The sequence below is a fragment of the Rhodanobacter sp. FW106-PBR-R2A-1-15 genome (assembly GCF_058789735.1).
On record NZ_JBYTEM010000003.1, the window covers coordinates 99,034 to 111,458 of the forward strand.

Annotated in this window: 13 protein-coding genes and 2 tRNA genes; 1 reads left to right on the forward strand and 14 read right to left on the reverse strand. The window is 69.3% G+C overall.

Annotation, left to right across the window (positions count from 1 at the left end; genetic code table 11):
* Window positions 1–111: 111 nt before the first annotated feature.
* Together AC3WTD_RS02820 and AC3WTD_RS02825 are read right to left on the reverse strand one after the other, a co-directional pair.
* Window positions 112–187, reverse strand: a tRNA-Ala gene (locus AC3WTD_RS02820).
* 59 nt (window positions 188–246) lie between these two features.
* Window positions 247–1,362 carry a ribonuclease D gene (locus AC3WTD_RS02825; RefSeq protein ID WP_492612854.1) on the reverse strand — a complete coding sequence of 372 codons (1,116 nt, stop codon included), beginning with the start codon at window positions 1,360–1,362 and terminating at the stop codon, window positions 247–249.
* 98 nt (window positions 1,363–1,460) lie between these two features.
* On the opposite strand from AC3WTD_RS02825, the gene AC3WTD_RS02830 reads away from it, so the two are divergent.
* Complete coding sequence (locus AC3WTD_RS02830) at window positions 1,461–3,395, forward strand: formylglycine-generating enzyme family protein (RefSeq protein WP_027493897.1); 1,935 nt, start codon at window positions 1,461–1,463, stop codon at window positions 3,393–3,395.
* 60 nt (window positions 3,396–3,455) lie between these two features.
* Here AC3WTD_RS02830 and AC3WTD_RS02835 read toward each other — a convergent pair.
* From AC3WTD_RS02835 to ccmA, 12 genes are all read right to left on the reverse strand, one after another.
* Window positions 3,456–3,541: transfer RNA gene (locus tag AC3WTD_RS02835), tRNA-Leu, on the reverse strand.
* A gap of 27 nt (window positions 3,542–3,568) precedes the next feature.
* Window positions 3,569–4,150 (reverse strand): cysteine dioxygenase family protein, encoded by a 582-nt coding sequence (locus tag AC3WTD_RS02840; protein ID WP_027493896.1) that lies wholly within the window; start codon window positions 4,148–4,150, stop codon window positions 3,569–3,571.
* A gap of 47 nt (window positions 4,151–4,197) precedes the next feature.
* Entirely contained in the window at window positions 4,198–5,322 is a 1,125-nt protein-coding gene (metX, locus tag AC3WTD_RS02845) for a homoserine O-acetyltransferase MetX (RefSeq protein ID WP_492612855.1), read from the reverse strand.
* Window positions 5,323–5,324: 2 nt separating this feature from the next.
* Window positions 5,325–6,377 (reverse strand): tetratricopeptide repeat protein, encoded by a 1,053-nt coding sequence (locus tag AC3WTD_RS02850; RefSeq protein WP_492612856.1) that lies wholly within the window; start codon window positions 6,375–6,377, stop codon window positions 5,325–5,327.
* On the reverse strand, window positions 6,374–6,820 hold the full coding sequence (locus AC3WTD_RS02855; RefSeq protein ID WP_027493893.1) for a cytochrome c-type biogenesis protein: 447 nt from the start codon (window positions 6,818–6,820) through the stop codon (window positions 6,374–6,376). The genes AC3WTD_RS02850 and AC3WTD_RS02855 overlap by 4 nt, the downstream gene beginning before the upstream one ends.
* Before the next feature lie 71 nt (window positions 6,821–6,891).
* Entirely contained in the window at window positions 6,892–7,434 is a 543-nt protein-coding gene (locus AC3WTD_RS02860; RefSeq protein WP_027493892.1) for a DsbE family thiol:disulfide interchange protein, read from the reverse strand.
* Window positions 7,431–9,410 (reverse strand): heme lyase CcmF/NrfE family subunit, encoded by a 1,980-nt coding sequence (locus AC3WTD_RS02865; RefSeq protein ID WP_027493891.1) that lies wholly within the window; start codon window positions 9,408–9,410, stop codon window positions 7,431–7,433. The genes AC3WTD_RS02860 and AC3WTD_RS02865 overlap by 4 nt, the downstream gene beginning before the upstream one ends.
* A gap of 105 nt (window positions 9,411–9,515) precedes the next feature.
* Entirely contained in the window at window positions 9,516–9,965 is a 450-nt protein-coding gene (ccmE, locus tag AC3WTD_RS02870; RefSeq protein WP_492612903.1) for a cytochrome c maturation protein CcmE, read from the reverse strand.
* A gap of 24 nt (window positions 9,966–9,989) precedes the next feature.
* Window positions 9,990–10,196: a heme exporter protein CcmD gene (ccmD, locus tag AC3WTD_RS02875; protein ID WP_027493889.1), complete on the reverse strand. Its 207-nt coding sequence runs from the start codon at window positions 10,194–10,196 to the stop codon at window positions 9,990–9,992.
* Window positions 10,193–10,951 (reverse strand): heme ABC transporter permease, encoded by a 759-nt coding sequence (locus AC3WTD_RS02880; RefSeq protein ID WP_492612857.1) that lies wholly within the window; start codon window positions 10,949–10,951, stop codon window positions 10,193–10,195. The genes ccmD and AC3WTD_RS02880 overlap by 4 nt, the downstream gene beginning before the upstream one ends.
* A gap of 5 nt (window positions 10,952–10,956) precedes the next feature.
* On the reverse strand, window positions 10,957–11,643 hold the full coding sequence (gene ccmB / locus AC3WTD_RS02885; protein WP_027493888.1) for a heme exporter protein CcmB: 687 nt from the start codon (window positions 11,641–11,643) through the stop codon (window positions 10,957–10,959).
* 84 nt (window positions 11,644–11,727) lie between these two features.
* The gene (ccmA, locus tag AC3WTD_RS02890; protein WP_425504507.1) at window positions 11,728–12,369 is read right to left on the reverse strand and encodes a cytochrome c biogenesis heme-transporting ATPase CcmA; all 642 of its coding nucleotides are present in this window, start codon (window positions 12,367–12,369) and stop codon (window positions 11,728–11,730) included.
* Between the last annotated feature and the right edge of the window lie 56 nt (window positions 12,370–12,425).

A 12,425-nucleotide genomic window follows, 5' to 3' on the forward strand; every position in this document is an offset into this window, starting at 1 on the left:
GCTGGCCGGTGCATCGACCTCGAGCGTGATCGGGCTGGCGGCGAGGGCGTCGGCCACGGCGGACGCGCAACAAAAAAGCCTCCGGAGACCGGAGGCTCTTCGTGCATGGAATGGTGGAGCGGATGGGGATCGAACCCACGACCTTCGCATTGCGAACGCGACGCTCTCCCAGCTGAGCTACCGCCCCACGGCAAGCGGCGAATGTTAGCAGCGTGACGGGGCTTCGCCAAGACCCCGCGTGCGGATTCAGCCGGGGAGCAGCGCGGGCAGGCGCTCGTGCAGCACCTCGCGGCGCCAGCCTTCGAGGAACTCGGGCCACTCGGTGGTGACCACGTACTCCTCCAGCACCTTGCGCGGGCACAGCAGGCCGGGCGGCAGGTCGAGTTCGCCGGCGAGGTGGTCGACCAGCGTCTTCATTGCGGCCAGCGCCTTCTTCGCCTCACCCTGGGGGTGGCCGGGAATGCGCGCGGTGGCGGCGATTTCCTCGTCGCTGACGGTGGCGGCGAGCAGCTCGAACAGCTCGCCGCGCTGGGCCGAGCGCAGCGCACGCTGACCACGGCTGCGCTGTTCGAGATCGCCGAGACTGCGCGGCGACTGCTGGGCGAGGTTGAGCGCCAGGGCGTCGTCGAGCAGCCACGGGCGCGGCACGTCGAGGCGGCGGGCGCTGCGCTCGCGCCACAGCAACAGGCGGCGCAGCAGGGCTTGCTGTGCTTGCGGCCAGTCGGCGGCGCCGCGCAGCGCGCGCTGCGGCTGCGGGTCGCCTTCGCGATGGCTGGCGCGCAGCTTCAGGCGCGCGCAGTCCTCGGCATGCCAGGCGCTGCGCTCACGTCGCTGCAGGCGTTCGGCCAGTTGTTCGTGGAGGGTCTTCAGGTACACCACGTCCAGCGCGGCGTAGTTGCGCTGCGAGTCGGTAAGCGGGCGCTGCAGCCAGTCCGAACGGGTCTCGCCCTTGTCCAGCTCCACCCCGGCCAGCTCGGCGACCAGCGCGCGATAGCTGATGCCCAGACCCATGCCGGCGAAGGCGGCGGCGATCTGCGTGTCGAACAGCTGGCCCGGCCCTTCCGGCAGCAGCGGCGCGAGGGTTTCCAGATCCTCGCCGGCGCTGTGCATGATGGTGACCGCCGCGCCGCTGCCGAGCCGCGGCTGCAGCGCCGCGCCGATGTCGAAGGCGAGCGGGTCGACCAGCGCGTAACGGCCGTTCCAGCCCAGCTGCAGCAGCGCCAGTTGCGGATAGAACGTGTTGCGACGCATGAACTCGGTGTCCAGGCCGACAGCGGCGCCGATGGGTATCGTGGCCAGCCACGCCTGCAGGGCGTCGGGGTGGACGATCCAGTCGGCGGCAGCGGTTTCGGGTGGCGACATCGGTACTCCTTGGACGGTTCGGTGCGGATTGCCCTGCCGGCGGTTTCTGCCTATGGTGGACAGCGCACGATAACAGGCCGCACCAAGGACGCCCATCCATGCCGAACAACGCAACCCTGCGCCGACAGCGCGCGCTCGGCGGGGCGCTCGGGGTGATCGTGCTGGGGTTCGCGCTGCTGTACCACTTCTTTCCGCGGCTGTTCCACGTCAACCCCGAACAGGCACCGCGCCGCTCGATGTCGCTGGGGGCCGTCACGCCGGGCAGCGGCCCGCAGCCGGAACGGCTGTCGGCGATCAGCGAACTGAATGCCGGGCCGCCGCTGACGCTGGCGCCGGCGGCGGTGATCGCCGCGCGCGGCAGCCGCAACGCGAACCTGCCCGAGCAGATGGGCGTGGACCCGCCCGAGGTGCGCGCGCTGCTGGAGCAGGCCGCCCGGGCGCTGCATGCCGGCCGGCTGGTCGGCGCCGCCGACAGCGCCGCCGCGTTGTTCCAGCAGGCGCTGAAGGACAAGCCGGACAGCCGCCGCGCAGCGCAGGGCATGTTCGACGTGCGCGCGCGGCTGGTGGCGGAGATCGACCAGGACATCGCGGTGGGCGACGCCGACGCGGCGCAGGACCTGCTCGACGCCCTGCGCACGCTGCCGAACGCCGAGAAGGAAGTGGCGCAACTGGAGGCGAGCCTGAAAGTGCTGGAGCAGGTGCGGCCGATGCTGGCCGATGCCGCCGGCCTGCTGCGGCAGGGCAACGCCGACCGGCCCGCGGGGGGCAATGCGCTGGAAATGTACCGCGAGGTGCAGAAGCTCGACCCGGAGAACGCGGTGGCCGAGCAGGGCATCTTCCAGGTGCAGCGGGCGGTGCTCGACCGCGCGCTGGCGGCGGTAGCGCAGAACGATTTCGCCGGGGCCGACCGCGAGCTGGCCGCGGCGCAGGCGATTCGCCCCGGCTCGCAGCAGATGATCGACGTGCACAGGCGCGTGGACGACATGCGCGAGCAGCGCGCCAACGGCATGCTGGCGCAGGCGCATTCGGCCCTGGATGCCGGCAATCTCGAACTGGCGACGAAGCTGGCGGTGCAGGTGCGCGCGATCGCCCCGCACCTGGCGGCGCTGGCGGCGTTCGACGAGCAGCTGACCAACGCGCGCCTGTACGCCAGCTACAAGCCTGGCCAGGTATTCACCGACCGCTACGTCGACCTGCCGGGCAAGACGCCGGCAATGGTGGTGATCCCCACCGGCAGCTTCCGCATGGGTGCCTCCGCCGACGACGACCACGGCGGCGCCGCACAGCCGCAGCATACGGTCACCATCGCCAAGGGCTTTGCGATGGCGCGCAGTGCGGTGACCGTGGCGCAGTTCCGCGAGTTCGTGCGCGCCAGCAACTACGTGCCCGACTCGGTCAAGCTGGGCGGCGCCAGCGTGTACGACGAGCGCAGCGGTGCCCTGCGCGATGACAGCTCGGCCACCTGGCAGGACGACTACGCCGGCCGCAAGGCCGACGACAACCTGCCGGTGGTGAACGTCTCCTGGAACGACGCCAAGGCGTATGCCGACTGGCTCAGCCAGCGCACCGGCAGAACCTATCGGCTGCCCAGCGAGGCCGAATTCGAGTACGCCCTGCGCGGCGGCACCAGCAGCCGCTACTGGTGGGGCGACGACGCGCCGAAGCACGTGGTGGAGAACCTGACCGGTTCCGGGGACCGCTCGCGCAGCAGCCGCCGCTGGAGCCATGCTTTTCGCAACTACCGTGACGGCTACTGGGGCCCGGCGCCGGTGATGAGCTTCGCCGCCAACCCGTTCGGCCTGTACGACATCAACGGCAACGTCTCGGAGTGGGCGCTGGACTGTTGGCACGACAACTACATCCGCGCACCAGACGACGGCAGTGCCTGGGTCAACCCCGGCTGCCGCTCCCACGTGGTGCGCGGCGGCTCATGGGGTAGCTCGCCGGAGCAGGTGGACTCGGCCTACCGCCAGGGCGCCGACGTCGAACTGCGCAGCGGCCGCGTGGGGTTCCGCGTGGTGCGCGAGCTGTAAGAGCCTGTTCGAGGTCTCCAAGCATGAAAAACCCCGCGCGGGGCGGGGTTCTTCGATACCTGGTACCGGTGAGAGGACTCGAACCTCCACTGTGTCACCACAAGCGGATTTTGAGTCCGCCGCGTCTACCATTCCGCCACACCGGCATGTGCGAGCGGGCAATTATGCCGGGTTCAGTGCACGCGGTCGAGGCCCAGCTGGCGTACGTTGCGGCCGTACCAGCGGTCCTCCGGCAGCGGCTGGAACACCGAGCAGCGGGTCATCGGGCCGGAGTAGACGTGCAGGCTGACGGTGACCGCGCTGTCGCTGGGGTTGCGGATGCTGTGGTACTCGTGCGGCGGGATCAGGCTGCCGGCCGAGCCGGCGCCGGCCTGGATCGAGCCGACCGGCTGGAAGCAGTAGCGCTGCGCATCGTGCTCGATCAGCTCGTACTGCACGATCTCCAGCGCGCCGTTCCACACGCCCTCGACGCACCACATGCCGTCGTGGTCGTGGATCGGCGTGCCCTGGCCCGGGCCCCAGGTCATCGCTACCACGCAGTAGCCGTGTTCCTCGCTGCAGTACAGCTCGCGGCGGGCGTAGTGGTCGGCGTTCGCCTCGAACACGCACTCGGGCAGGGTGACCGCGTTGTCACGGATCAGCTTGCACAGGCTGTGGCGCAGGCTGTCGGTGAGCTCGTGGGTGGTCGGCTTGATCACGGCGGCGTCGATGGCGTCGATCAGGAGGCGGCTACCGGGGAAATCCAGGGTGAGCATGACGGTCTCGGTCCGGTGCGTGAGGGTGGATAGTATCAGCGCAGGGATCAGCAGGCCGGCAGCCGGTTCAGGAAGCCGCCGATGGCGCGGCTGTAGTTGTCGATGTCGACCAGGAAGGCGTCGTGGCCCTGCGGCGAATCCAGCGCCACGAACTCCACCCTGGCGCCGGCCGCTTCCAGCCCCTCGGCGATCTGCTCCTGCTGCTGCAGCGGGAACAGGATGTCGGTGCTGACGCCGATCACCATGGCCTGTTCGATGCAGATGCGCTTGAGTCCTTCCAGTACGCTGCCGCGGCCGTACTCGGCGACGTCGAACCAGTCGCTGGCGCGCGACAGGTACAGGTAGCTGTTCGGGTCGAAGTGGCGCACGAAGCGGCGGGCATGGCCCTCCAGGTAGGACTCGACCTGGAATTCGCGGCCGAACGGCTCGTCCTCGCGCTGCTCGGGGTCGAGCCGGATGCGCGCGAAGCGGCCGTTCCATTCCATCGCCGAGCGGTAGGTGATCACGCCGAGCTTGCGCGCGATGCTCATGCCGAGCTCGGGATAGCGGCCGCCTTCCTCCACATGGATGTCGTAGTTGCCGTCGTCGAACTGCGGGTCGAGCCGGATCGCCTCGCGCTGCAGCGAGCGGATTGCGATGGCGAACGGCTGCGCCTGCGGCGCGGTGTCCACGCTGATGTGCGCGCGTGCGCTGCCGGGGTGCAACAGCATGTAGGCCAGCGCGCTCATGCCGCCCATCGAGCAGCCGATCAGGCAGGCCAGCCGCGTGATGCCGAGGCTGGCGACCACGCCGTGCGCGGCGTTCGCCACGTCTTCCAGCGCAAGTTCGGGAAAGCTGAGGCGGTACGCTTCGCCGGTGGCCGGGTCGGTCGAGGCGGGACAGGTCGAACCCTTGTCGCTGCCCAGCGAATTCACGCAGATCACGAACCAGCGGGTGGTGTCGATGGCCTTGCCGGGGCCGGCCATGCCCTCCCACCAGCCCGGTGACGGGTCTTCTTCGCACGATGCCATGTGCGCGCTGGGCGACAGGCCGGTGAGCACCAGCACCGCGTTGTCGCGCGCCGCGTTCAGCGTGCCCCAGGTCTCGTAGGCGACGTGCGCGCCATGCAGGGCGCCACCACGCTTCATCGCAAACGGCGAAGGCAGGGCGAAATAGCGGCGCGCGTCGCCCATGGTCAGTGCACCTGGTCGATGCTGATCTTGACCGGCGCCTTGCTGTCCACCGCGACCACACCGGCGTCGCCTTCCAGGTCTCCGGGCTGGGCGGCCGGCTGGCTGCTGTGGCTGATCCGCGCGCCGACGAAGACGCGTTCGACCGAGGACAGCCGGTACGCCGGCGTCATCGCCATCGCGTCGGTGAGGGTGACGGTGACGGGCAGCTGCGCGGGGTCGAGTTTGGCCACGGCCAGCGGCATCGGCGGGCCGTTCTCGGCGCGGGCATAGACGAACAATGCGTCGCCGGGGGCAAGCTTGTCCTTCAGCGCGGGGGCCAGCGCCACCTGCACCTGCAGTGCGGCGCCTTGCTGGGTAGCAGCGGCGGCGCTCGACGACGCATCGGCCGGGGCGCCGCCGGCACGGGCGTCAGCCACGGCGATCTGCTCGGCGACCGCCTTGGCCACGTTCGAGCCCGGCTCCAGTTGCGGCTGCAGCAGGCGCCAGGTGGCGGCGGCCTCGCGGTAGGCGCCGCGCTGGAAATCGCCGATGCCGAGCAGCCACAGGCCGCGCTGGCTGTCCGGGTGCAGCTGCACGGCGCGCTTGAGCAGCTCCAGGCCCCGGCCTTCGATCGAGTGGTCGCTGCGCATCATGGAGTCGTTCTCGGCCCAGCCGACCATCGCCTCGGCGTCGTTCGGGGCTAGCCGCAGCACCTGGTCGAATGCGTCGCGCGCCTCGGCCGGCTGGCGCAGCATGCTGCTGGTCTGCGCCAGCAGCATCCAGCCCTGCAGGTCGTCCGGCTGCTGCTTGAGGTGCGCGCGCAGTTCGGTGAGCGCCTGCTGCATGCTGATCGGCGCAGCGGCCGCGGCGGTCGCCCCGTTCAGCGCGGCCGGCGTGCCCACCAGCAGATACAGCGCGCCGGTGCCCAGCGGCAGCACCAGCGCGATCAGCAGGGCGACGGCGAACACGCCGCGCGGCCGGCCCAGCTTGCGCCCCTGGCGCAGCAGCGGCAGCAACAGCACGGCCAGCGCCACCGCAACCATCACGGCGGCGGCAATCACGAAAGCGGTCTTCACCAGTCGTCCCCGTTGTCGATCGGCCGATCGTCGGCCGCGGTCGCCGTGCCGGCGGTGGCGCCGGCACGGCTGCGTTTGCGGATCACCGCCAGTACCACGCCGGCGCCGCCGAGCAGGATCAGCAGCGGGCCGAACCAGAGCAGCCAGGTGCGCGAGCTCAGCGGCGGGTCGTACAGCACGAAGCTGGAGTAGCGCGCGACCAGGTACTGCTTGATCTGCTCGTCGCTCCTGCCCTGCTGCATCATCTGGAAGATCTGGTTGCGCAGGTCGCGCGCGATCGGCGCGTTGGAATCGGCCAGCGTCTCGTTCTGGCACATCGGGCAGCGCAACTGGTGCGTGAGGTGCTGGAAGCGCAGCTCCTGCACATGATCCTTGAACGGCATCGGCTCGATCGCCTGGGCGTGGGCGAAGCCGGCGAACGCCAGCACGACCAGCAACAGCATGCGTAGGAGCCCGCTTGCGGGCGATGCCTTTGCTTTTGCGAATCCCGAATCCCAAATCCCGAATCCCGACTTCACGGCGCCTCCTTCAGCATCGCCGCGATCGCCGGCTTCAGCTCCTTCGCCATCACCTCGGGTGTCAGCGGGCCGATGTGCTTGTAGCGGATCACGCCCTTCGCGTCGATCAGGAAGCTTTCCGGCGCGCCGTACACGCCGAAGTCGATCGCGGTGTGGCCGGGTTCGTCGGCGATCAGCAGGTTATACGGGTTGCCGTGTTTCGCCAGCCAGCCCTTGGCGTCGTCGGGCGCATCCTTGTAGTTGTAGCCGACCAGCTCCACGCCCAGGGTCGGGCCCTCGGCGGTCAGGACCGGATGCTCCACGCCGCATTCGATGCACCAGCTGGCGAACACGTTGAGCAGGTAAGGCCGGCCCAGCAGGTCGGCCTTGCTGACCGTCTGCGCGGGCTCGTACAGCTTGGGCAGGTTGAACTCGGGCGCCGGCTTGTTCAGCAGCGGCGTCGGGATCGCGTTCGGGTCGTGCTGGGTGTTCCACCAGATGCCGAAGCCGAACAGGCCCACCAGCAGCATGAAGCCGATGAACGGCAGCAGCCGGCTCATGCGCGCGTCTCCTGCGGCAGCAGGCCGTCGGTCGCCGGGGCACCGACGGTGGCGCTGCGCTTGAGGCGGAAACGCTTGTCGGCGGCGCAGACCAGGCCGCCCAGCATCATCAACAGGCCACCGGCCCAGATCCAGCGGATGAACGGCTTGTAGTACAGCCGCAGTGCCCAGGCGCCCTCGATGTCGTTCGCGTCCATCGGCTCGCCCAGCGCCACGTACAGGTCGCGGGTAACGCCGGCGTCCACGGCGGATTCGGTCTGCACCTGGCCGCGCGGATAGGTGCGCTTCTGCGGGTGCATCACCGCGATCCGTTTCTCGCCGCGGGTCACGGTGACCGCGCCCTGGTCGGCGGTCCAGTTCGGCCCGGTGGTGTGGTGCACGCCGTCGAAGCGGAACTCGTAGCTGCCGATGCGCTGGCTCTCGCCCGGCGCCATGCGTACGTCGCGGGTCACGCTGAGCGACTCGGACAGCAGCACGCCGACCACGAACACGCCAACGCCCAGGTGCGCCATCAGCATGCCGGCCATCTCGGTCGGGTAGCGCCGGCCGCGCGGCATTTCACGCCAGCGCTTGTACGCATAGAGCAGCACGCCGACCACGACCCACACGCCGGCGGCCACGCCGACGATCGCCTTCAGGTTGCCGTCGACCAGGAAGGCCGCGATGATGGCGCAGGCCAGCGCGGCAATGGCCACGCGCAGCAGCAGGCTCTTGAGCGCCGACGCCTCGCCCTTGCCCCAGCGCAGGAACGGGCCGAACGGCAGCAACAGCACCACCGGCAGCATCAGCAGCGGGAACAGGAAGCCGAAGTAGGGCGGGCCGACCGAGATGCGGCCCAGGTTCATCGCGTCGCCGATCAGCGGGAACAGCGTGCCCAGCAGCACCATCGCCGCAGCCACCGCGAACATCAGGTTGCTGGTCAGCAGCGCGGTTTCGCGCGAGACCACCTGGAATGGCTTGCCGCCCAGCACCTTCGGCGCGCGCAGCGCGTACACCAGCAGCGAGCCGCCGACCACGATGGTCAGGAAGGCGAGGATGAACACGCCACGGCGCGGGTCGGAGGCGAACGCATGTACCGAGGTGAGCACGCCCGAGCGCACCAGGAAGGTGCCGAGCAGCGACAGCGAGAACGCGAAGATCGACAGCAGGATGGTCCAGGCGCGCAGCGAGCCGCGCTTTTCGGTCACCGCCTGCGCGTGGATCAGCGCCACGCCGACCAGCCACGGCATGAAACTGGCGTTCTCCACCGGGTCCCAGAACCACCAGCCGCCCCAGCCCAGCTCCGCGTAGGCCCACCAGCTGCCGGCGACGATGCCGCAGGTGAGGAAGGCCCAGGCCACGTTGGTCCACGGTCGCGCCCAGCGCACCCAGGCCTGCTCCAGCTCGCCGCCGAGCAGGGCGGCGATCGAGAACGCGAACGCCACCGAGAAGCCGACGTAGCCCATGTACAGCATCGGCGGATGGAAGGTCATGCCCGGGTCCTGCAGCACCGGGTTCAGGTCCGCGCCGTCGCCCGGCATCGGCAGCAGCCGGCCGAACGGGTTGGAAGTGAAGATGATGAAGGCGAGGAAGCCCACCGCGATCAGTCCCATCACGGCGAGTACGCGCGAGGCGAACACCTCGGGCAGCTTCTGGCTGAACGCGGCCAGCGCCACCGTCCACAAGTTGAGGATCAGGATCCACAGCAGCAGCGAACCCTCGTGCGCGCCCCATACCGCGGCGATGCGGTAGTACCACGGCAGCGCCAGATTCGAGTTGTCGGCCACGTACTGCACCGAGAAGTCGAAGTGCAGGAACGCCCAGGCCAGGATGCCGAATGCCATGGCGACGAACACCGCCTGGCCGGCCGCCGCCGGGCGCGCCACCGCCATCAGCGCGCGGTTGCCGCGCCACGCGCCGATCAAGGGCAGGATGCTCTGCGCCAGTGCCAGCAGCAGGGCGAGGATCAACGCGAGTTGGCCGAGTTCGGGGGTCATGGTTGGGTGCCGGGATTCGGGATACGGGATTCGGGATTCGTCAGAAGCATGGCGTCATGTGCGACGGCGCGGTAGGGAAGGGGCGGCCTGAGGAGTTCCGATGCCCTATTTCCGATTCTCGATTCCCTTCTGTCCATGCGCCTTCGCCATGGCGTCCTTGAGTTCCTTCGGCATGTAGGTCTCGTCATGCTTGGCCAGCACTTCGGTGGCGACGAAGCGGGCGCCGTCCATGTGGCCGGTGGCGATCACCGACTGGTTGTCGCGGAACAGGTCGGGCAGGATGCCGGTGTACTCCACCGGCATCGTGCCGCCGGCGTCGACCACGGTGAAGGTGACCTTGAGCGAATCGCTGGAGCGCTGGATCGAGCCGGCCTTGACCATGCCGCCGAGCCGGAACGTGTTGTAGCTGGCCGCCTCGCCCGACTGCACCTGGCTCGGGGTGAGCAGGTAGTTCATGTTGTTCTGCAACGCCAGCACGACCAGCACGGCCGCGACGGCCGCCGCGGCGAGGATGGCCAGCACGATAGTGAGTCGGCGCTTGCGGGTGGGGTTCATGGGCATGGTGGTCGATCGCCCCGCTCAGGGAGATGGTGGAGTGGAAAGGGGTTTGCGTTCCTGTCGCGCGCTCTGACGCGCCAGGCGGACACGAAGTTCCGCCAGCACGCGGCGGCGACGCAGGCGCGGCGCCAGGGTGTCGGCGAGCAGCACGGCGAAGAACAGCGCGTAGGCCGGCCACACGTAGGCGGCGTAACCGCCCATCGCTAGAAGGTGCTGCAGGGCGTTCATCGACGGGCCTCGTCTTCGGCGATCTTGCGCACCCAGTCCTTGCCGCCTTCCAGCGCCAGCAGGTCGGTGCGTGCGCGACTGAACAGGCTGGCGAGGTAGTAGAACTTGGTCGCCAGGGTTATGGTCAGCATCGGCCACAGCATGTCCGCGGAGATCTTCGACTGGCCGAACAGATTGACCGTGCTGCCCTGGTGCAGGGTATTCCACCAGTTCACCGAGAAATGCACGATCGGCACGTTGATGATGCCGATGATGGCCAAGAAAGCGGCGGCGCGCGCGCCCTGGCGGCGATCCTCGAACGCGTGGTACAGCCCGATCACGCCCAGGAACAGGAACAGCAGCACCAGCTCGGAAGTGAGCCGCGCGTCCCAGGTCCACCAGGTGCCCCACATCGGCTTGCCCCACAGCGAGCCGGTGACCAGGGTGATGAAGGTGAACGCTGCGCCGATCGGCGCCGACTCCATCGCCACCACCTCGGCCAGCTTGATCCGCCACACCAGCGCGATGAACGAGGCCACGCCCATCACCCCGTAGATGAACATGCTCATCCACGCGCTGGGCACGTGGATGAAGATGATCCGGTAGGCATCGCCCTGCTGGTAGTCGGTCGGCGCCAGCACCAGCCCGCCATACAGCCCGATCGCGCCGAGCAGCAGCGCCAACGCCATCGCCCACGGCTGCAGCGCGCCGGCGAAGCGGTAGAACGTCGGCGGCGAGCCGAGCTTGTGCAACCAGAGCGGAATCCAGTCAGACATAAACGTTATGCGTCCAGGGCAATGCGAAGGGCCGCTGCGCAGGCCAGTGGCGCCAGCACCACGACCAGCACCAGCGCGGCCGCGAGCCAGGCGACCGGCGCGAACCACGGCAAGCCCTGCTGGGCGGCAGCCACGGCGCCGGCGGCGAAGATCACGGTTGGCACGCAGAGCGGCAGCAACATCAAGGCGAGCAGCATACCAGAGCGCCGGGTGCCGGCCGTCAGCGCCACCAGTACTGCGCCGAGCAGGCTGAGCAGCGGCGTGGCCAGCGCCAGCGCCAGCAGCAGCACCGGGATCACCGCGCCGGGCAGGTGCAGCATCGCGGCCATCAGCGGTGCGATCACGATCAGCGGCAGCGCGGTGGCGAGCCAGTGGGCGAGGATCTTCATGCCCAGCAGCAGCGCCAGCGGCTGCGGCGCCAGCACCAGCTGTTCCAGCGAGCCATCCTCGATGTCGCTGGCGAACATCGCGTCCAGTGCCAGCAGCATCGCCAGCAGCACGGTGACCAGCACCACGCCGCCGGCGATCCGCTGCAGCAGGGTGTCCTCCGGCCCCAGCGCGAACGGGAACAGCATGGTCACGATCAGCGCGTACAGCACCGGCATGGCGATGTCGCCGCGCCGGCGCCAGGCGAGCGTGAGGTCGCGCCGCAGCATGGCGGCGCAGGCGCTGGCGAGGCTGGGGCGGTTCATGGCTGTACTCCTCCCCCTGCTTGTCCCGAAGGAAGTCCCTTTGGGGCAAACAGGGGAGGGCGTCCACGCATGGAATTCCCGGCGTTAATCATGCATGCGGATCCGTCGCGGTTCGCCGCCGTGGAAGCTCACCGTGCCGTGGCTGGTGACCATCGCCGCGCCACCGGTGTCGGTGTGGCTTTCCAGTAATTCGTTCACCAGCGCGATGCCGATGCGGTCAAGGTTTGCGTACGGCTCGTCGAGCAGCCACAGGCTGGCCGGCAGCAGCAGCAGGCGCGCCAGTGCGGCGCGCTTCTTCTGGCCGGCGGACAGCCGGCGCACCGGTTCGTCCTCGTAGCCGCGCAGGCCGATTCGCGCCAGTACCGAGGCCGCGCTGGTCCCATCATCGCGCACCCCGTGCAGGCCGGCGGCGATGCGCAGGTTTTCCCGTGGGCTGAGATCGGCCTTGAGGCCGAGCTGGTGGCCGAGGAACAGGATCTCGCCGGCGCAGCGGTCGCGCTGCATCGGCTCGCCGTGCCAGTGCAGCTCGCCGGCGGTGATGTGCAGCAACCCCGCCAGCATGCGCAGCAGGGTGGTCTTGCCGCTGCCGTTGTCGCCTTCGACCAGGGCCAGCTCGCCCGCATGCAGACGGAAATCCAGCGGTGCGAACACCGGCTCATCCTGGCGAAAGAAACTCAAGGCCCGTGCTTCGAGCAGGGGCAGGGCGGTATCGGCGGCGGTCATCACCTTGATTGTCCGCAATGCCGATGGCGCTTGTCCATGCGGCGCGCTGCCGCTGTGCG